The 21,104-nt window shown below is 32.8% G+C and carries 15 protein-coding genes; 12 read left to right on the top strand and 3 right to left on the bottom strand.

Going from position 1 to position 21,104, the window contains the following annotated elements; all coding sequences use genetic code 11:
- The first annotated feature begins 39 nt into the window (after positions 1-39).
- The 7 genes from BLU40_RS14345 to BLU40_RS14315 all read left to right on the top strand — a co-directional run bounded on the left by BLU40_RS14345 (position 40) and on the right by BLU40_RS14315 (position 9,411).
- Positions 40-804 carry an SDR family NAD(P)-dependent oxidoreductase gene (locus BLU40_RS14345; RefSeq protein ID WP_175454802.1) on the top strand — a complete coding sequence of 255 codons (765 nt, stop codon included), beginning with the start codon at positions 40-42 and terminating at the stop codon, positions 802-804.
- A gap of 109 nt (positions 805-913) precedes the next feature.
- Positions 914-2,368, top strand: a complete 1,455-nt coding sequence (gene aldA, locus BLU40_RS14340) for an aldehyde dehydrogenase (RefSeq protein ID WP_090125040.1) — start codon at positions 914-916, stop codon at positions 2,366-2,368.
- A 78-nt stretch (positions 2,369-2,446) separates the two neighbouring features.
- On the top strand, positions 2,447-3,541 hold the full coding sequence (locus BLU40_RS14335) for a mandelate racemase/muconate lactonizing enzyme family protein (RefSeq protein ID WP_090125038.1): 1,095 nt from the start codon (positions 2,447-2,449) through the stop codon (positions 3,539-3,541).
- Between the two features lie 31 nt (positions 3,542-3,572).
- Positions 3,573-4,607 (top strand): aldose epimerase family protein, encoded by a 1,035-nt coding sequence (locus BLU40_RS14330; RefSeq protein ID WP_090125035.1) that lies wholly within the window; start codon positions 3,573-3,575, stop codon positions 4,605-4,607.
- A gap of 35 nt (positions 4,608-4,642) precedes the next feature.
- Positions 4,643-5,656, top strand: a complete 1,014-nt coding sequence (locus BLU40_RS14325) for an L-rhamnose/proton symporter RhaT (RefSeq protein ID WP_090125032.1) — start codon at positions 4,643-4,645, stop codon at positions 5,654-5,656.
- Between the two features lie 22 nt (positions 5,657-5,678).
- Complete coding sequence (locus tag BLU40_RS14320) at positions 5,679-8,192, top strand: glycoside hydrolase family 2 protein (protein ID WP_090125029.1); 2,514 nt, start codon at positions 5,679-5,681, stop codon at positions 8,190-8,192.
- A 10-nt stretch (positions 8,193-8,202) separates the two neighbouring features.
- A complete protein-coding gene (locus tag BLU40_RS14315) occupies positions 8,203-9,411 on the top strand; it encodes a glycoside hydrolase family 117 protein (protein WP_090125026.1) in 1,209 nt (402 codons plus the stop codon).
- A gap of 70 nt (positions 9,412-9,481) precedes the next feature.
- Here BLU40_RS14315 and BLU40_RS14310 read toward each other — a convergent pair whose 3' ends face one another.
- Both BLU40_RS14310 and BLU40_RS14305 read right to left on the bottom strand, forming a co-directional pair.
- Positions 9,482-9,997, bottom strand: a complete 516-nt coding sequence (locus BLU40_RS14310; RefSeq protein WP_090125023.1) for an adenine phosphoribosyltransferase — start codon at positions 9,995-9,997, stop codon at positions 9,482-9,484.
- 98 nt (positions 9,998-10,095) lie between these two features.
- Entirely contained in the window at positions 10,096-10,926 is an 831-nt protein-coding gene (locus BLU40_RS14305; protein ID WP_090125020.1) for a universal stress protein, read from the bottom strand.
- Positions 10,927-11,088: 162 nt separating this feature from the next.
- Between BLU40_RS14305 and rimP the strand changes: the two genes are divergently transcribed.
- The 3 genes from rimP to infB are packed head-to-tail and all read left to right on the top strand — an operon-like array spanning position 11,089 to position 15,771.
- Complete coding sequence (gene rimP, locus BLU40_RS14300) at positions 11,089-11,553, top strand: ribosome assembly cofactor RimP (protein WP_090125017.1); 465 nt, start codon at positions 11,089-11,091, stop codon at positions 11,551-11,553.
- Positions 11,554-11,565: 12 nt separating this feature from the next.
- A complete protein-coding gene (nusA, locus tag BLU40_RS14295; protein ID WP_090125015.1) occupies positions 11,566-12,825 on the top strand; it encodes a transcription termination factor NusA in 1,260 nt (419 codons plus the stop codon).
- 45 nt (positions 12,826-12,870) lie between these two features.
- Positions 12,871-15,771, top strand: coding sequence for a translation initiation factor IF-2 (gene infB / locus BLU40_RS14290; protein ID WP_090125012.1), 2,901 nt, complete (start codon positions 12,871-12,873; stop codon positions 15,769-15,771).
- Between the two features lie 57 nt (positions 15,772-15,828).
- Here the strand turns inward: infB and BLU40_RS14285 are convergent, their stop codons facing one another.
- Positions 15,829-16,200: an SPOR domain-containing protein gene (locus BLU40_RS14285; RefSeq protein WP_090125009.1), complete on the bottom strand. Its 372-nt coding sequence runs from the start codon at positions 16,198-16,200 to the stop codon at positions 15,829-15,831.
- Positions 16,201-16,418: 218 nt separating this feature from the next.
- On the opposite strand from BLU40_RS14285, the gene BLU40_RS14280 reads away from it, so the two are divergent.
- Together BLU40_RS14280 and BLU40_RS14275 are read left to right on the top strand one after the other, a co-directional pair.
- A complete protein-coding gene (locus BLU40_RS14280) occupies positions 16,419-17,984 on the top strand; it encodes a c-type cytochrome (RefSeq protein ID WP_217633403.1) in 1,566 nt (521 codons plus the stop codon).
- A gap of 32 nt (positions 17,985-18,016) precedes the next feature.
- Entirely contained in the window at positions 18,017-21,082 is a 3,066-nt protein-coding gene (locus tag BLU40_RS14275) for a TAT-variant-translocated molybdopterin oxidoreductase (RefSeq protein ID WP_090125004.1), read from the top strand.
- Positions 21,083-21,104: the final 22 nt, after the last annotated feature.

The raw sequence follows: 21,104 nt of genomic DNA, 5'->3' as shown, positions 1-21,104 counted from the left end.
TATAAACAAAACATTCAATAAAAAAACAAAACAATGAGTATTTTAAATAAATTTAGTCTAGAAGGTAAAGTTGCAATTGTAACAGGTTGCAAACGTGGAATAGGAATGGCAATGGCAGTAGGTTTAGCTGAAGCCGGAGCAAATATTATTGGAGTATCAGCTTCATTAGAAAAAGAAGGAAGTGCAGTTTCAAAAGCAGTTGAAGCAGTAGGAAAAGAATTTACAGCTTACCAATGCGATTTTTCAGACCGAAAAGCATTGTACGCATTTATTGCTGAAGTAAAAGCAAATCACACACAAATAGATATTTTGGTAAACAATGCAGGTACTATTTTAAGAACACCAGCAGCAGAACACCCAGATGAAATGTGGGATAAAGTAATTGAAGTAAACCAAAATGCTCAATTTATTTTAACAAGAGAGTTTGGTAGAGATATGATTGCTCGAGGATCAGGAAAAGTAATTTTCACAGCATCATTATTAACATTCCAAGGAGGAATTACGGTGCCAGGTTACGCAGCAAGTAAAGGAGCAATTGGTCAAATGACGATGGCTTTTGCTAATGAATGGGCAGGAAAAGGAGTAAATGTAAATGCAATTGCACCAGGATATATTTCAACAGATAACACAGAAGCATTAAGAAATGATCCAGTACGTTCAGAATCTATTTTGTCACGTATTCCAGCAGGACGTTGGGGAGACGCAGTAGATTTTGCAGGACCAACAGTATTTTTAGCATCAGAAGCGGCTGCTTATATGCACGGAGCAGTAGTTCTTGTTGATGGTGGATGGATGGGTAGATAATCCTTCAATCTAAAAAAACTAAAGTTAGAAGGTGAAATATCCTTCTAGCTTTTTTCAGAATAAACTTACCAAAATTGTAAAAAGAAACCACTAAATAAAAATTAATAACATGTCAGAAATTAAAGATTACCAGTTGTTTATTAATGGTGAATGGAGAACTTCAACTTCAGGAGAAACTATTGATATTGTAAGCCCTTCAACAGAAGAAGTAGTAGCAAGAGTACAAAATGGTACTGCAGAGGAGGCTCTAGAAACTTTAGAGGCAGCTGATAAAGCTCAAAAAGAATGGAAAAAATTACCAGCTCGTTCGAGAGCAGATTTATTATATAAATTAGCTGATGAAATTGAAGCAAATACAGAATATTTAGCTGAGTTATTAACTAAAGAACAAGGAAAACTTTTAAAAGTTGCTCGTTTTGAGGTTGCAGTTACGGCTTCGTTTATTAGATATGCTTGTGAAGGTGCTCGTAGAATTGAAGGAGATATTATTCCTTCAGATAATCCTAACGAACAAATTTGGATTCAAAAAGTACCTCGTGGAGTAGTTGTTGCTATTACTGCTTGGAATTTCCCTTTAGCATTAGCAGGTCGTAAATTAGGGCCAGCTTTAGTTGCAGGAAATACCATTGTAATTAAACCAACTTCTGAAACGCCAATATCTACACTTGAATTAGGAAACCTTGCAAATAAAGTTGGTATTCCTGCAGGTGTAATTAACATTTTAACAGGTCCAGGTAGAGCAATGGGTAATGCATTGGTTGAAAGCCCAATTACTAAAATGGTAACAATGACTGGTTCTACACCGGTTGGACAACAAATTGCTCGTAATGCTGCAGAAAACTTAACACATGTTCAATTAGAATTGGGTGGAAAAGCACCATTTATTGTATTTGATGATGCTGATATTGATGCAGCTGTAGAATCCGCATTACATTCTCGTTTTGATAACTGTGGACAGGTTTGTACTTGTAACGAGCGTATGTATGTTCATGAAGATATTTACGATGTATTTATGGAAAAATTCATCGCGAAAACAAAAGAAATTAAAGTTGGTGACCCAATGTTAGAAGAAACAGATATGGGACCAAAAGTAAATAAGAACGAATTAGAGCATATGGAGCACTTAGTAAAAGTAAGTGTTGAAGAAGGTGCAACTATTGCAACTGGAGGTAAAAGACCGGAAGGTGCAGAATTTGAAAAAGGTTACTGGTTCGAGCCAACTGTACTTACAGGCGTAACTCAAGATATGACAATTGTTCATGAAGAGTCATTCGGACCAATCTTACCAGTATTAAAATTCAAAACTTTTGAAGAAGTTATTGGTTATGCAAATGACTGTGAATATGGTTTAGCTGCAATGGTATTTACTAATGATATGAATACTATTATGAAATGTAATGATGAGTTGGAATACGGAGAAATTTATGTGAATAGAGGTCACGGAGAGCAACACCAAGGATTCCATAATGGTTATAAATTATCAGGTTCTGGTGGTGAAGATGGAAAATATGGTTTTGAACAATATATGGAAAAGAAAACTTTCTATATAAAACATAAAGCTTAATTATTTTAAATGTTTTTAAATGTTGGGTCGCAATTAAAATGTGTGGCTCAACATTTATAGTATAAATAAAATATTATTATGAGTACAAAAATTTCAAAAATACAAACTCGTTTGTTTACGGTGCCATTACCAGAAGTAATGTCTGATGCTAAGCACGGAGACCATTATCATTTTGAATTGGTTACGGTTACAGTTACTTTAGAGGATGGAAGTGAAGGTACGGGTTATACATATACTGGAGGTAAAGGAGGTTTTGCTATTAAAGCAATGGTAGAGCACGATTTTACTGAAGTTTTAATAGGTAAAGATGGAACTGATATTGAAGGTATTTACGACTTTTTAGAATGGCATGTGCATTATGTTGGTCGTGGTGGTATTGCTTCATTCGCTATTTCGGCTGTAGATATTGCTTTATGGGACATTCGCTGTAAAAAATTAGGTCAACCTTTATGGAAAGTTGCTGGTGGAGCAGATAATACTTGTAAAGCATATTGTGGTGGTATTGATTTAATGTTTCCAATTGAGAAATTATTAAACAATATGAAAGGATACCTTGAAAAAGGTTTCAAAGCTGTTAAAATTAAAATCGGTAGAGAAAATTTACAAGAAGATTTAGATCGTATCAAGGCAGTGAGAGAATATATTGGGCCAGATGTTACTTTTATGGTAGATGCCAATTATTCTATGACGGTTGAAAAAGCTATTAAGGCTATTGAAGGTTTTAAACAATATGATATTACTTGGTTCGAAGAGCCAATTATACCAGATAACTATAAAGGCTTTGGAGAAATTGCTGAAAAAACAGGATTTCCATTAGCTATGGGTGAAAACTTACATACAATTCACGAATTTGAGTATGCGATGGATCAAGCAAAATTATCTTTTGTTCAGCCAGATGCATCAAATTGTGGAGGTGTAACAGGTTGGTTAGCTGCTGCTAAATTAGCTGCTAAACATAACATTCCGGCTTGCTCGCACGGAATGCAAGAGTTGCACGTAAGTTTAGTTTCTTCTCAACCAAATTCAGGTTGGTTAGAAGTTCACAGCTTCCCTATTGATGAGTATACTACAAGACCATTAGTAGTAGAGAATTATAGAGCAGTTGCTCCAGATTATCCTGGTGTAGGTGTAATATTCAATTGGGAAAAATTAGCTCAATACGAAGAAAAATAAAATAAGAAGTTAACCAAATATTTACAATCTTATGAATACAAATAAAGCTGATTTTGGAGTCTTTAAAGATGAGAAAATCGAGATATATACAATAAAAAACAGTAATGGAGTTGAAGTTAAAGTCACCAATTATGGTGCAACTGTAACTTCTATAGTAGTTCCAAATTCAAAAGGAGAATTAGAAAATATAGCCTGTGGTTTCGATACGCTAGATGGATATTTTGGGAAAGAATACGTTGAGAATTCACCATATTTTGGAAGTACTGTTGGTAGATATTGCTCTCAAATAAAAGATGCAAAATTTACCTTAAACGGAAAAGAGTTTCAATTAGCACCTAACTGTGGAGATAATAATTTACACGGTGGAGTTGTTGGTTTTGATAAAAGAGTTTGGAATGCTCAACTTCTGGATTCTTCAATAAAAATGTCTTTACTAAGTAAAGATTTGGAAGAGGGATATCCTGGGAATGTTGAGGTTTCAGTCTTATTTACTTTAACCGAAGATAACGAGTTGAGAATAGATTATAGCGCAACGCCAGATCAAGATACTCCGTTGGCATTAACAAATCATACCTACTTTAATTTAGATGCTTTTTCTGGAACTGTAGAAAACCATATTGCTCAAGTAAATACTTTACAAAGACAAGCAATGGATGATACTGGTGCGGGTACTGGTGAAATTGTAAATGTTGAAGGTAAAGCAGATGATTTAACAGCAGGGAAAAGAATTGGAGATGTGCACACTGCAATGGGAGATGGTTTTGAACATTTTTACGTGTTTGATAATGCAGATTTCAATCTACAAGAAGTTGCTAAAATTAAATCAGAAAATTCAGGAAGATCTTTAACTGTGTCTTCTACAGAGCCTTGTATGTTATTGTACACAGGTAAGTATACTTCAGATGAAATTAAAAGAGAAAACGGTGAGCAATATGGTAAGTTTAGAGGTTTTTGTTGCGAAACACATCGTTACCAAAACGGACCAAATATTGCAAATTCTCCTAAAACAATAACAAAAGCAGGAGAAGAATTTAAAAGTACAACCATCTTTAAATTTGGATGGTAATTAAAATTTAACCAAAAACTTAAAACTTAATAATTATGATTGAAGGAATTATTTTAGCTATTGGAGCCGGACTTATGTTAGGACTTTATGCGTTACCAGAAAAATTTACTAAAGATTTTAAATTCGAAAATACATGGGGGTTATTCTTTATGTTAACTATGTTTTTAGTGCCAATAGTAGCATCGGTATTTTTAATAAAAGATTTTAGCGGTGTATTTGCATCAGTACCTACAGATATTTTGTTTAAAATGGCGGCAGCCAGTGTTTTGTGGGGTGTTGGAGTTATGATGTGGGGTAAGGCAATAAATCATATTGGTTTGTCTTTAGGATTCTCATTATTTATTGGAACTGTAATTTTGGTAGGTTCAATATTGCCATTTGTTGTTGAAGGATTGCCAGAAGGTAACGTGTTCTTTACAATTTTGGGAGGTATTTTTGTTGTGCTATTAGGAGTGTTATTTAATGGGCAAGCAGGTTTTACAAGAGAATTAGATGAAATAGCTGCTGGAAAAGGAAAAAAGGAAAAAGGATCTATGGTTACAGGAATTTCTATTGCTGTAGTTGGAGGTTTATTAGCTACAGGATTTAGTTATGCAAACGCAGTTGGAAGACCTTTTATTCATGAAGCTTGTCAAGCAGCTGGTAATGCAGAATGGGTTACAGCTGTTGGTGTAATGTTTCCAATTTTTATTAGTGGTGGTATTGTTATGGCAGCTTATTTTGCATATCAATTATCAACTAAAAAAGCTTGGGGAGATTTTAAAACTCCAGCATTTGGAAAAAACTTTATGCTTATATTAATTATGGCAATTTTCCATTATGCGGCATCTGCCTTATTTGCTTTTGCAGCGTTTAAATTAGGTGAAATAGGAAACACTGTTGGGTATGCTATATTTAATACTGCTTGTGTTGCAACAGCTATTGTTAGTGGAATTATTACAAAAGAGTGGATTGATGCTTCTAACAAAGCAAAAAACTATTTATACTTAAGCTTAGCTTGTATGATAATTGGTATAGTAATTATCGCAGTAGGTAATGGTATATCTTAAATAAAATTTAATAAATTAAAATATGAATTTTAATAAATTAAGTTTGCTGCTAGTATTTTTATTATGTGGTTTGGGTGTGTATGCTCAACCAAGTACTATAAGTAATCATAATAATAACAGTCAGCTTATTACAAGTTTAGACAGTCAGAGATGGAAAATGAAAATGATGCTTCCTGGTGAAGGAGTAAAGCATGGTTTACATAAATTACCTCCAGGAGATATTGAAACATTGGTTTGGAATCCAGCAAAAGTTCCGGGAGATGTATATACAGATTTATGGAAAGCTGGAGCTATTGAAGATCCATATTTTGGAAGAAATAGTGTAAAAGCTCAATGGGTAATGCAATACGAATGGTGGTATTCTACTCAATTTAAAGTAAACCAAGATTTAACCGATAAAGTTGCTCGTATAGATTTTGAATCTATTGATCACGAAGCTGATATTTGGTTAAACGGACATAAGATAGGAAGTCATAAAGGTTCTTTCTCTTCTTTTTCTTTTGATGTAACCGAAGCTATTTTAACCAATAAACATTGGTTAAAAGCAACTAATATGTTGGTGATTAGATTAGCTCCACCACCACAGGTAAATGCAAATGTTGCAGGTTTAAAAACACCTTGGTTTGGTGATTATTGGAGAGATTTAATTCCAATGGGTATTACAGGTTCAATAGATTTGGTTTTTACTGGTAAATCTAGAATTTTGGATGTATACGCAAAGCCAAATGTTGTAAATGAAAAGAAAGCTTCTGTAATTTTTGAAATTGAAGTTGAAAATACAGAAAAGGTAGCAAAAGAAAAGAATATTACTGTTTCCTTTAAAGGTAAAAACTTTGATAGTAAAGGGCAGTCTATTAGCTTTAAACAAGTTTTACAGCCAGGTAAACAAGTAATAAAAAAAGAAATTGAAGTTAACAACCCTCAGCTTTGGTGGCCTTGGGATTTAGGTAAGCCTAATTTGTATGAAGCTAAAGTTTCATTAGATGAAGGTAAAATAAACCAAGATTTTAAAGAAATTACATATGGTTTACGAAGAGTAGATATGGAATGGAATCCTGGATTTACTAGAGATGAAGTAAGTTTTCCAAGAACTACTTTAATTAATGGTAAACCTATATTTATTCGTTCTGCTTGTTGGGGAGGACCGCCAGATATTTTTGTTGGAAGAACTTCAGAAGAAAAGTATAGAAAGTTAATTGCATTGGCTAAAGAAGCTAATATGAATAACATCCGTATTTTTGGATGGCATCCACCCGAAATTCCATTATTTTATAAATTATGTAACGAAGCTGGTATTTCTGTTTGGCAAGATATTATTCCTTTAGGAACTGGAAATATTCCTAACGATCCAGAATTGTTGGAGCGTATTTATCAAGAAGGTGAAAACGTAATTAAAAACAGAAGAAATAACCCTTCAATTATAATGATGGAAGGTGGAGAAGAAATGTTGTTAAGAGCAAGTGACGCTCAATACGCAAATAATTTCTTAAAAACTTTAGGTAAAAGATACCAAGGTATGGTAGATTTACCTTATGTGCCAGATTCTCCATTAACTTGTCATGTTTCTATTGAAGCTGGTTATAAGAAAAAAGAAGCTGTACACGCATTGGCATATTTTTACGGAATGGGTAGAAAACCAATGGAAGATTGGTTTAAATCTTTAGATTATCCAATAGTTCCGGAATTGGCTATTACCTCTGTTCCTAACGTTGAAAGTTTGAAAAAATTTATTCCAGAAAATGAATTATGGCCTCCAGGACCAAGTTGGGGACATCATTGGGCGGATTTAGATCGTTTAAGAATTCAAAATTTCGACACTTTTGGAGATGAAAAGAAAGGTTCTTTACAAGAGTTTGTAGATGCTACGCAAGATGCGCAAGGAATTATTTTTCAATTATCTATTGAGCATTTCAGAAGAAATAAACCAAGAACAAGTGGTATTGCTTTATGTCACTTTATTACATATTGGCCAGATATGAAATGGGCAATGATAGATAATTATTTACAACCTAAGCGTTCATTTGATTTTGTTAAAACAGCGTATCAGCCAGTTTTAGTTAATTTAAATTTCGAAAAACGTAGATGGAAAAACTCTGAAACTTTTAAAGGTGAATTTTGGATAGTAAACGATTTGTATAAAGCATATAAAAATTGTAAAGTTTCTTATTCAGTATTAGATGACGATAAAAAAGTATTAAAAAAATCATCGTTTGAAGTTAAAAAAATTGAAGAGAATAGTTCTAAACAGTTTATAGAGTTTGAAGCTAAGGTTCTTAAAAAAGTTAAAAAGAATTTTTATGTTGAAGTAGAACTTACTGATAGTAATGGAACTGTTTTATCTTCAAACAACTATATGTTTTTAATTGGAGATCAAAAAGCAGATGCTGCTAAATTTGATAAAATGGGAGAGGAAATTAGAAATAGAAATACCGAATATTCTTACGGGAATTACTATCGTTTTTTCGAAAAAATGACTGGTGAAAATAAAAAAACGTTAGAAAGTAAAACAGATACTATTAAAACAAGAGGATTTTAAATAAATAAAAATGAAAAAACTATCATATCTATTAATTGCAATTATAGGAATTAGCTTAATTTCGTGTAATTGTGATGAGAAAAAAGAGAAAACAATGGAAGAAAAGATTGTAGTAACAGACGAGCAACAAGATTACTTAGGTATTACTAATAAAGAGTATTTAAGTGCGGCTTCAAAAAGAGCTTTAAAATGGAGAACTGATTTAGGAAACGAATGGTTTTTTGAATATAAAGTTTTTGATTTAAAAGGTGATTTTGCATACGAAGAAGGAGTTGTTAGAAGAGACCCTAGTGCAATGATTAAGCATGATGGTAAATTTTATGTGTGGTATAGTAGAAGTACTGGTTTATCTCAAGGTTTTGGAGGTGACAACGAAAAGGATAAAGTTTTTCCTTGGGATAGATGTGATATTTGGTACGCGACATCTGAAGATGGAATTACTTGGAAAGAAGAGGGTGTTGCAGTAGAAAGAGGTAAAAAAGGAGCTTACGATGATCGTTCTGTTTTTACTGTTGAAATTATGGAGCACGAAGGTATGTACTACTTATGTTACCAAACTGTTGGTGGTGTTTATAACGTACGTGTAAAAAATCAAGTTGGCTTAGCTTGGTCTAAATCTATAAATGGTCCTTGGACAAAAAGTGAAGAGCCAATTTTAAGTCCTGCAGATAATGGGGTTTGGAAAGGTGAAGAACAAAACAGATTTGCAGTTGAGAAAAAAGGTGATTTTGACAGTCATAAAGTTCACGATCCTTGTATTATTCCATTTAAAGGAAAATTTTATTTGTATTATAAAGGAGAACAAATGGGGGAGCAAATTACATTTGGAGGTCGTCAAATTAGACATGGTGTTGCAATTGCAGATAATCCAAAAGGACCTTACGTAAAGTCGCCTTACAATCCAATTAGTAATTCTGGTCACGAAATATGTGTATGGCCTTATAACGGAGGAATTGCAGCATTAATTACTACAGATGGTCCTGAGAAGAACACAGTGCAATGGGCACCAGATGGAATTAATTTTGAAATTATGAGTTCTATAAAAGGAGCACCACACGCTATTGGTTTGAATAGAACAGCTGATAATGAGAAAAATCCGACAGAAATTTTGCGTTGGGGATTAACTCACCAATATAAATCTTGGGATTATCAATACATTAGAGGTTTTGAAACTTGGAATATTAAAAACCATACTGCTAAAGGAGAAACTAAAGATTAATTAGCATTATTATCTTATAAAAAAAGCTTCAACAAAATGTTGAAGCTTTTTTTATTTGTATATTTTTTACTTAATAATTTAGTACAGATTGTACGTTGTATCCTTTTAATTTTTCTTTTCCGTTTAAAAAATCTAATTGCATAATAAAATTGAATTGTACAATTTCACCTCCTAAGCGTTCTACTAGTTTTTTAACGGCTTCTGCAGTACCTCCAGTAGCTAAAACGTCATCATGAACAAGAACTTTTTCTCCTTTTTTAATAGAGTCTATATGAATCTCTAAATTATCTGTACCATACTCAAGTTCGTAAGATTCAGAAATACTTTTATAAGGTAATTTTCCAGGTTTTCTTACAGGAACAAATCCAGCATTTAATTTTTGAGCTAATAAAGTACCAAAAAAGAACCCTCTAGATTCCATTCCAACAACTTTGTCTATTTTTTTGTCTTCTAATAAATTGAGTAAGTTGGTAAGGCAGTCGTTAATACCTTTTGGGTCTTGTAATAATGTAGTTATATCTTTAAATTGAATTCCTTCTTTTGGAAAATCTTGTACGTCTCTAATGTATTGTTCAATTGTGTTCATTATGCAAATTTACAATATTAATTAATTTAGTTTTATAAATTTTGAACAATAAAAAAGCAGCTTAATTAAGCCGCTTTTTTAGAATATATTAATGTTTTTTAAATTTTAAATGTAATAACTGGTAGTTTAGCATGGTTTGCCAAATCTTCTCCAATACTTCCGCTAAATAAGTGTGCTAGACCTTTTCTACCGTGCGTGTTTAATAGAATTGCATCTGCATTAATTACTTTAGAAAAGTTTAAAACTCCTGCTTCAACAGAAATATCGTTATAAATGTTTAGAGTAAAATCTCCAAGATCAAATCCGTTTATAAAGTTTTTAATAGCTTCACTAGATTCTTTAGTTGTTTCAAAATTGTGAATGGTATTAATTTTTAATAAATGAAGTTTAGCGTTAAATAAAGAAGTGAAATTCAATATTTTAGAAAAAGCAGTTTTGTTTTCTTCTTTAAAGTTTGAAGCAAAAACTAAGTTTTCAATTTTAAAATTAAGTATTTCTTCTTTAATTACTATTACAGGAATGTCAGAGTTTCTTACAACTTTTTCAGTATTAGAACCTACCAGCATTTCTTCAAGGCCAGTAGTTCCTTTAGACCCCATAACAATTAGGTTTACATCATGCTTTTTACTTTGGTCAATAATTCCTTCAAAAGCTTTGTGAAATAATACATCATCCTCAACTTCAATGCCTTTTAAGAAATCTTTTTCTTTAAATTCTTCAAATTTTTCACGAGCTCTTTCTAAAAAAAGCAAGGTAGTTGGCGAGTTATTTGCATTACCAAAATTAGAAGGGTCAATTATACCAGTAGGCAATTCAAGTGTATGCAATAAAAATAACTTTGCATTTGTTTGTTTTGCTATATCTGCAGCCACTTTTGCGGCGTATTCGGCTTGTTTAGAAAAATCAATTGGGACTAAAATTCTTTTCATAGGTGTTAATATTAAGAATTAATGATGTTGCTTACGTAAAGTTAGTAATTTTAATTTAAAAAAGAATGTTTTACTATTTAAAAAAAACTTACTATATTTGCAGCGAATTAGTACAGATAGTGGATAGGAGGGGACGTAAAGTCCCCTCTTTTTATACAAAAGATGGATAAGCAACAAGTAGCAAAATTAGTAGAGGAAGCGTTAGAGGAGAATAAAGATTTATTTTTAATAGAATTAAGTTTTTTAGCTGAAAATAAAATTTATATTGAAGTAGATGGAGATAAAGGTGTTCCTTTAAATGAATGTATAAGAATTAGCCGAGCTGTAGAAAATAATTTAGATAGAGAAGAAGAAGATTTTTCTCTAGAAGTAGCTTCACCAGACGTTGCAAAACCCCTAAAAGTAAAAAGACAATATATAAAAAACCTTGGACGAAAGTTAGAGGTTAAATTGAAAGATAATTCAGCTTTCGAAGCAGATCTTAAAAATGTGAACGAAACTAGTATTGAACTAGAATGGAAGGCACGTGAACCTAAGCCAATTGGTAAAGGTAAAGTTACAGTTGTAAAAAATGCAACTATACTTTTTGAAGATATATTAGAAGCAAAAGTGAAAATAATATTTTAATAAACAGAATGCATGGAAAATATAGCATTAATTGAGTCATTTTCAGAATTTAAAGGAGATAAAAACATTGATAGAGTTACCTTAATGGCTATTCTTGAAGAAGTATTTAGAGCAGCTTTAAAAAGAAAATTTGGGTCTGATGATAACTTTGATATTATTATAAATCCTGATAAAGGAGATTTAGAAATATGGAGAAATAGAGTTGTTGTTGCAGATGGAATGTCTGAAGATGATAATGAAGAAATAGAACTTGCTGAAGCTAGACTAATAGAGCCAGATTTTGAAATTGGTGAAGACGTGTCTGAAGAAGTAAAGTTAATTGATTTAGGAAGAAGGGCTATTTTAGCATTAAGACAAAATTTAATTTCAAAAATTCACGAGCACGATAGTACAAATACATTTAAACACTTTAAAGAACTAGAAGGTGATATTTATAGTGCTGAGGTTCACCATATTCGTCATAACGCAGTTATTTTATTAGACGATGATGGAAATGAAATTGTATTACCAAAAAGTGAACAAATACGTTCAGATTATTTTAGAAAAGGAGAATCTGTTAGAGGAATAATAAAAACTGTTGAATTACGTGGTAATAAACCAGTTATTATTTTATCTAGAACTTCACCTCAATTCTTAGAAAAATTATTTGAACAAGAAATACCTGAAGTGTTTGATGGTTTAATTACCATTGAAGGAGTTGCACGTATACCAGGAGAAAAAGCAAAAGTTGCAGTAGATTCTTACGATGATAGAATTGATCCAGTTGGAGCTTGTGTTGGTATGAAAGGATCTCGTATTCACGGAATTGTGCGTGAGTTAGGAAACGAGAATATAGATGTAATTAATTTTACAAAAAATCAACAATTATTTATTGCTAGATCTCTAAGTCCTGCAAAAGTGGTTTCTATGAAAGTCCACGAAGAAGAAGGAAGAGAAGATGGTAAAAAAGGTAGAGTTGATGTGTTTTTATTACCAGAAGAGGTTTCAAAAGCAATTGGAAAAAATGGTGTTAACATTCGTTTAGCATCTCAATTAACAGGATTTGAATTAGATGTTCAGCGTGAAGGTGTTGAGACTGAAGATGATGTAGAGTTAACTGAATTTTCTGATGAAATAGAAGCATGGGTAATTCAAGAATTTAAAAAAATAGGTTTAGATACAGCACGTAGTGTACTTGAAAAAGATGTAACTGAACTTGTTAAAAGAACTGATTTAGAAGAGGAAACTATTTTAGACGTTCAAAAAATATTAAGAGAAGAATTTGAAGATTAATTAAAATTCAGTATTCTTACACTAATTAGGCTAAAAAATTATTATATGTCTGAAGAGAAAAAATTGAGACTAAACAAAGTATTACGAGAATTAAACATTTCGTTAGATAGAGCTGTGGAGCACTTGACAAGCAAAGGTCATGAAATAGAGGCGCGCCCTACAACTAAAATATCTAATGCGGAGTACGAAGTACTATTGGATGGTTTTCAAACTGACAGAAACAAAAAGGCAGCTTCTAAAGAAGTAGGAGAAGAAAAGCGTAAGGAAAAAGAAGCCATGCGAGTTGCTCAAGAAGAAAAACTTGAGAAAAAACGCTTGGAAGAAGAGGCAAAGAACGCCGTTATCAAAGCTAAGGCAGAGAAAATGGAGTTTAAAACTGTTGGTAAAATTGAAATTGAGCCAAAAGAAGAGCCTGTAGCTGAAGAGAAAAAAGAGGCGGAAGAACCTAAAAAGGTTGAAGCAATTGCTGAAAAAACTATTGAGCCTAAGATAGTTGAAGAGCCAAAAACTGAAAAGAAGCCTGAACCAGAGGTAAAGCAACCTGTAGTTGAAAAGAAACCAGCTCCAGAGAAAGTTGAAAAACCAAAGGTAGAACAACCTAAAAAAGAGGAAAAGCCTAAGCCTAAGCAAGAGAAGAAAGTGGTTGTTGAAAAAGCTGAAAGAAAAGTTATAATTGAAAAGCCTAAAGTTGTTGCTCAACAAAAGAAAGAAGAAAAAGTGGAGGCTAAGCCTGAAACTACTTCTACGGAGCCTCAAACAATAGAAACACAATACAAAAAGCTTTCTGGACCAAAAATTACAGGTAAAACAATTGATTTAAAACAATTTGAAAAGCCCAAAAAGAAAAAACCAGATCCAGCTGCTAAATCAGACTCTGATCCTAAAAAGAAAAGAAGAAGAATTAGAAAACCGGCAAACCAAAATGGTCCTAGACCAGGAGGTGGAAATAGACCAGGAGGTAATAGGCCAGGTGGAGGTAACAGACAAGGGCCAGGAGGTAGAAGAGGGCCAGTTAGAAAGCCAATTGTAAAAGAAGAGCCAACTGAAGCTGAAGTGCAAAAACAAGTGCGTGAAACTTTAGAAAAACTTCAAGGTAAATCTAAAAAAGGTAAAGGAGCAAAATATAGAAGAGATAAAAGAGATCAACACCGTCAACAAACGGAAATAGATCAAGAATTACAAGCAGCAGAAAGCAAAGTATTAAAGGTTACAGAATTTGTAACAGTTAGTGAAATTGCTACTATGATGAGCATCCCAGTAACAAATATTATTTCAACTTGTATGTCATTAGGTATGATGGTAACAATGAATCAACGTTTAGACGCTGAAACATTAACTATTGTAGCAGAAGAATTTGGATATTCAGTTGATTTTGTTGGAGCTGAAGTTGAAGAGTCTATTGAAGAACAAATTGATTCAGAAGAAGATTTATTAACAAGAGCGCCAATTATTACAGTAATGGGGCACGTAGATCACGGTAAAACTTCTTTATTAGATTATATACGTGAAGAGAACGTAATTGCTGGTGAGTCTGGAGGAATTACACAGCACATTGGAGCATACGGTGTGCAACTTAAAAATGGTCAAAAAATTGCATTTTTAGATACACCAGGTCACGAAGCCTTTACGGCAATGCGTGCACGTGGTGGACAAGTTGCAGATATTGTAATTATTGTTGTAGCAGCAGATGATGATGTAATGCCTCAAACAAAAGAAGCAATTAGTCATGCACAAGCAGCTGGTGTACCAATTATATTTGCAATTAATAAAATTGATAAGCCACACGCTAACCCAGATAAAATTAAAGAACAATTATCTCAAATGAACCTATTGGTAGAAGATTGGGGTGGTAAAATTCAATCGCACGATATTTCTGCAAAAGTAGGAACTGGTGTTGATGAATTATTAGAAAAAGTTCTTTTAGAGGCAGAAATGCTTGATTTAAAAGCGAATCCAAATAAACGTGCTGTTGGTACGGTTGTGGAAGCTTTATTAGATAAAGGTAGAGGATATGTTTCTACAATTTTAGTACAAGAAGGTACATTAAAAATTGGAGACTATATGTTAGCTGGTAAGCATAGTGGTAAAGTAAAAGCTATGTTTGATGAGCGTGGAAATAATATGGATAATGCAGGTCCTGCTACTCCAGTTTCTATACTAGGTTTAGATGGTGCACCACAAGCAGGTGATAAGTTTAACATATTTGAAGACGAAAAAGAAGCAAAACAAATTGCATCTAAACGTTCTCAATTACAACGAGAGCAATCAGTTAGAACGCAACGTCATATTACACTTGATGAAATTGGTAGACGTATTGCTTTAGGAGACTTTAAAGAATTAAATATTATTCTTAAAGGTGATGTGGATGGTTCTGTTGAAGCATTGACTGATTCATTCCAAAAATTATCTACGGATGAGATTCAAGTTAATATTATACATAAAGGAGTAGGAGCAATTACAGAGTCTGATGTATTATTAGCATCTGCATCTGATGCAATTATTGTTGGGTTTAATGTTAGACCTTCAGGAAGTGCTCGAATATTAGCTGATAATGAAGAAATTGATATTAGAACTTATTCTATTATTTATGCTGCTATTGAAGATTTAAGAGATGCAATGGAAGGTATGCTTTCTGCTGAAATTAAAGAAGAGGTAATTGGTAATGTTGAAATTAGAGAAATTTATAAAATTTCTAAAGTTGGAAACATTGCAGGTTGTATGGTAGTTAGCGGTAAAATTATGAGAACTTCTAAAATTAGAATTATTAGAGATAGCGTTGTTGTTCACTCTGGTGAGTTAATTGCTTTAAAACGATTTAAAGATGATGCTAAAGAAGTTACTAAAGGTTACGATTGTGGTATTCAAATTAAAAATTACAATGATATTGTAATTGGCGATGTTATTGAAGCTTACCACGAAGTTGAAGTTAAAAAGAAATTGAAATAATAATTTCAATTATATAGACATAAAAAAAGCGAGTTGTAAAACTCGCTTTTTTTATGTTTAAATTTTATCCTTGAGCACAATTGCGCTTGCGAATTTCTCCTTAATTTTTAATAAAGCTCTATCTGCTTCAAGTTTAGTTTTAAAGTGAACTACTTGGGTCTTCCAATCAGGAGCTTTATAAATTATATCTGTTTTGTAAGTTGGAAATAAAGATTCAAATTTAGCTTTTACACTATAAGCTTTTGACTCATTTCCGTTATATAATTGAATTTTATATATAACAGAGTTCTTGTTTTTCTTATTATATTCTTTTTTTTGCTTAATTAATTGGTCAATTTTTGCTTTGTCACTTTGGGCACACAAGTTTGATATACTCAAAAAAGTTACGCAAAACAGTACAACAATTAGTCTATTTGATAAAATTTTCATCGTTATTTAATTTTTTTTCAAATTTAAAGTTTTAAAAATGAAACTAGCAATTCGAAATCCTTATTTAGAATAATTATAAATTACAATTAAGAATAGGATTGAATTTTAAGTTTTACATATTAATACTACTTTTGTGAAATCGTTTTAGAATGACATAAGTCATTTTTTTTTAAATGAAAATATTGTACCAAACTAGAAAGAAAATATTTTATTTAAGTATGAAAAGTGTGAAACACCACAGTACATTGTCAAGATTAGCTTTAAGCAGTCTTGCCTTCCTATTATTTTTTTCAATTAATTTATCAGCTCAAGATGCAGATGCGGCTAAGGGAGAGAAACTCTATAAGTCTGTTTGTGCAGCTTGCCATAAGTTAGATAAAAAGCTAATAGGCCCGGCCTTAAAAGGGATTACGGAAAAAAGAGATCAAGAATGGTTAATTTCTTGGATTAGAGACAACAATGCTTTAGTAGCTTCTGGAGACAAATTAGCGAAAGAAGTGCAGGATAGTAATCCTGCTGCTATGACACCAAACCCTCAATTATCTGATCAGGATATTATTGATATCTTGGAGTATACAAAAGGAGTGCCTGTAGTGAAAGCTGTAGCAGCAACTCAAGAAGTTGATCCTGGAGTAGCAGAAGGTAAAAAAGTTTTTAAAACTAATTGTGCCGCTTGTCATAAGTTAGAAGGTAAATTAATTGGTCCTGAATTATATAAAATTGGCGATAAGCGTGATGCTGAATGGCTAAAACTTTGGATTAAGGATAATAATGCGTTAGTAGCTTCTGGAGATAAATTAGCAAAAGAGGTTCAAGATAGTAACCCTGCAGCAATGACTGCATTTGCACATTTATCTGATGAAGATGTTGATAACATCTTAAAGTATTTAGCTGTTGGTGATGTGGTAGATAAGCCAGCAGTAACAGCATCAGCAACGGATAGTGAAATATTCAACAAACCAGGTTTTGGGGTGTTGCCTACTTTAGCTTTAACAATATTAGCATTTGTTGTATTGTCATTAATAGTAGCTGCTACAACCAAGAAAAGAGTTGTAGAAGAGGGTGAAGAAACTACAGAGAATATGTTGAAAACAATGATTTTCAATCCATTCTTACGTTTTTTAGCTGTTATTTTCTTCTTATTATTAGGAGCTTGGTTATTATTTGGATGGTTAATGCAAATAGATGTTAACGAAGGTTATCAACCAGTGCAACCAATTGCATTTTCTCACGCAGTTCACGCAGGAGATAATAAAATTGATTGTCAATATTGTCACTCTTCAGCTAAGCATAGTAAAACTTCAGGTATACCAACAGCTAATGTTTGTATGAACTGTCATAAGTCAATTACTGAATATAATGGCGAATTATTTGATGGTCATACTAAAGAAGATTTAGATAAGGAAATTCAAAAAATTTACGATGCAGTAGGTTGGGATAAAGAAAACTTAACTTACATAGAAGGTGCTGAACAAAAACCTATTGAATGGGTTAGAATTCATAACCTTGCAGATTTTGCTTACTACAATCACTCACAACACGTAACTGTTGCAGGTTTAGATTGTCAAAAATGTCACGGTCCTGTAGAGGAGATGCACGAAATGCGTCAATTCTCTCCATTAACAATGGGATGGTGTATTGACTGTCACCGTGAAACAGAAGTTGATATGACCGAAAATGGATATTACAAAAATATTCACGATCAATTAGCTAAAAAATACGGAGTAGAAAAAGTGACTGAAGCTGAAATGGGTGGATTAGAATGTGGTAAATGTCACTATTAATATTAATTTAGAAGTAAACAATCAAATATACAATGGCATCAAACAAAAAATACTGGAAAAGTGTTGAGGAGCTTAACGAAAATAGCTCTATTGTTGATACGTTAAAAAATAACGAGTTTGTTGAAGAAATTCCTACTAACGAGTTTTTAGGTGATAAAGAAAACTTAGAATCTTCATCAACCTCACGTAGAGACTTTTTAAAGTATGTTGGATTTACAACTGCAGCTGCATCATTAGCTGCTTGTGAAGGTCCAGTGGTAAAATCAATTCCTTATGTAATTAAACCAGATGATATTATTCCTGGTGTTGCAGATTATTATGCAACAACAATTGCTGATGGTTTTGACTTTGCAAATATTTTAGTGAAGGTTAGAGAAGGTCGTCCAATTAAAATTGAACCAAACAAAGATGTTAACGGAAGCACTAATGCACGTGTTCAAGCATCAGTATTATCATTATATGATAGTAATCGTTTAAAAGCTCCTAGATTAAAAGGTGCTGAGGTTTCTTGGGCTGATGCTGATAAAGGAATTATAGCAAAGTTAAATGAAGTAAAAGCTGCAGGTTTACCAATAGCTGTTTTAACAAGTACTTGTGCTAGTCCTTCAACAAAGAATTTAATTGGTAAATTAAATGAAACTTATGGTAATGTAATTTCTGTAGCTTATGATGCTGTTTCAGAATCGGCTGCGTTAGATGCATTTGAAAAAATGTATGGTTCAAGAGCGTTACCAGATTATAATTTAGAAAAAGCAGATGTTATTGTTTCTATTGGAGCAGATTTCTTAGGAGATTGGCAAGGTGGAAACTTTGAAGCTGGATATGCAAAAGGTAGAGTTCCTTCAAAAGGGAAAATGTCTCGCCACGTTCAGTTCGAATCTAATATGACTTTATCTGGAGCAAATGCAGATAAGCGTGTAATGGTTAAACCATCTGAACAAAATTTAGCTTTAATAAAATTGTATCAAGCAGTTGTTAAAGGTGTTGCAACTAGAGAAGCAAGCCCATTAAATGATGCTGTGCAAAAAGCTGCTGCTCAAATTAAAAAAGCAGGTAGTAAAGCAGTTGTATTAACAGGTATTCAAGATGAAAATGCTCAACTAATAGCTTTAGAAATTAATAAAGCTATTAATAGCGAAGTTATTGATGTTGTTAATACGAAGAATGTAAGAAAAGGAAATGATAAAGCAGTTGCTCAATTAATATCAGATATGAATGCTGGTAAAATTGGAGCTGTTATTATAAATAATTCAAATCCAGTTTACACATTATCTAATTCAGCAGAATTTGTTGAAGGCCTGAAAAAAGTGAAGCTTTCAGTTGTTTTTTCATCACAAGATAATGAAACAGTAGATGCTGTTGAGTATGCATTAGCTACTCCGCATTATTTAGAAGCTTGGGGAGATGTAGTTATTAAAAAAGGAGAGTATAGCGTTATGCAACCTACTATTAAGCCTTTATTTAATACACGTCAGTTTCAAGATGCTTTATTAGCTTGGACAGGAAGTTCTACTTCTTACTACGAGTTTTTAAAAGAGTCTAGTGCTGAAATTTTAGGGGGTACATCTTGGAATCAAGTTGTCCATGATGGAATGTTTAAATCCGAGTCTTCAGAAGAAACTGTTACAGCTTTAGAAATAGATGTTGATGCAGCAGCTTCAGAATTAGCGAAAGTTAAAGGAAGCGATTTAGAGTTAGCATTATACACTAAAACTGCAATGGGTGATGGTCAAATGGCTAACAACCCTTGGTTACAAGAATTACCTGATCCAATTACAAGAACAACTTGGGATAACTACTTAACAATGTCTAAAGCTGATGCTGATGCTTTAGGAGTTGTTAATTACAATGTTGCTAATGGAGCTTTAAATGGTAGTATTGTAGAACTAACTGTTAATGGAGTTTCTGAAAAACTTCCAGTGTATGTTCAACCAGGCCAAGCTAAAGGCTCTTTAGGATTGGCTCTAGGGTATGGACGTACTAAAGGTTTAAAACAAGAAATGCAAACTGGTAAAAATGCTTACCAATTTTATAAAAACGCTAATAATACTCAATCAGATGTATCATTAAAATTATTAGCTGGAGAACACGAGTTTGCGTGTATTCAGTTGCATAATACATTAATGGGACGTGGAGATATTATTAAAGAAACAACATTAGATATTTTTAATGACCACTCATTGAATCCAAAAAAATCTTGGAATAAAGTTCCTGTGGTTTCTTTAGATCATAATGAAGTTGAGGCTACATCTGTAGATTTATGGGAGTCTTTTGATAGAACTGTGGGTCACCACTTTAATTTATCAATAGATTTAAATGCTTGTACAGGTTGTGGAGCTTGTGTTGTTGCGTGTCACGCAGAAAACAATGTTCCAGTTGTAGGTAAAGCTGAAATGAGAAAATCTAGAGATATGCATTGGTTGCGTATTGATAGATATTACTCTCACGAAGAAACTTTTGCTGGTGATGTTGAGTTAAAAGAAGCAGGTAAAGGAGTTATAGGTTATAAAGATACTATGGCGGCATTAGAGGATGCTTCTGAAAATCCATCAGTAGCTTTTCAACCAGTAATGTGTCAGCATTGTAATCACGCACCTTGTGAAACAGTTTGTCCTGTAGCAGCTACATCTCACGGTCGTCAAGGTCAAAATCATATGGCTTATAACCGTTGTGTTGGAACTCGTTACTGTGCAAATAACTGTCCTTATAAAGTACGTAGATTTAACTGGTTCAACTATCCAAATAATAGTGAGTTTGATTACAATATGAATGATGATTTAGGAAAAATGGTTCTAAATCCAGATGTAACTGTTCGTTCAAGAGGAGTTATGGAAAAATGTTCTATGTGTATTCAAATGACGCAGGCTACAATTCTAAAAGCTAAGAAAGAAGGTAGACCAGTTAACGCTAACGAATTTGAAACAGCTTGTTCTAACGCTTGTAGTACTGGAGCAATGGTGTTTGGTGATGTAAACAAGAAAGAGGATAAAGTTACTGAATTAGTAAACGATTCAAGATCTTATCACTTATTGGAGCACATTGGTACACAACCAAATGTTGTTTATCACGTAAAAGTTAAGAACACACAAGAAGCATAAAAATAATATTAATAATAGATAA

The organism is Lutibacter oricola (assembly GCF_900106565.1).
In the GTDB taxonomy this organism is placed as follows: Bacteria; Bacteroidota; Bacteroidia; order Flavobacteriales; family Flavobacteriaceae; genus Lutibacter; species Lutibacter oricola.
The sequence above is the reverse complement of the archived record's forward strand: the minus strand, read 5'-3'. Positions and strand labels throughout refer to the sequence as shown.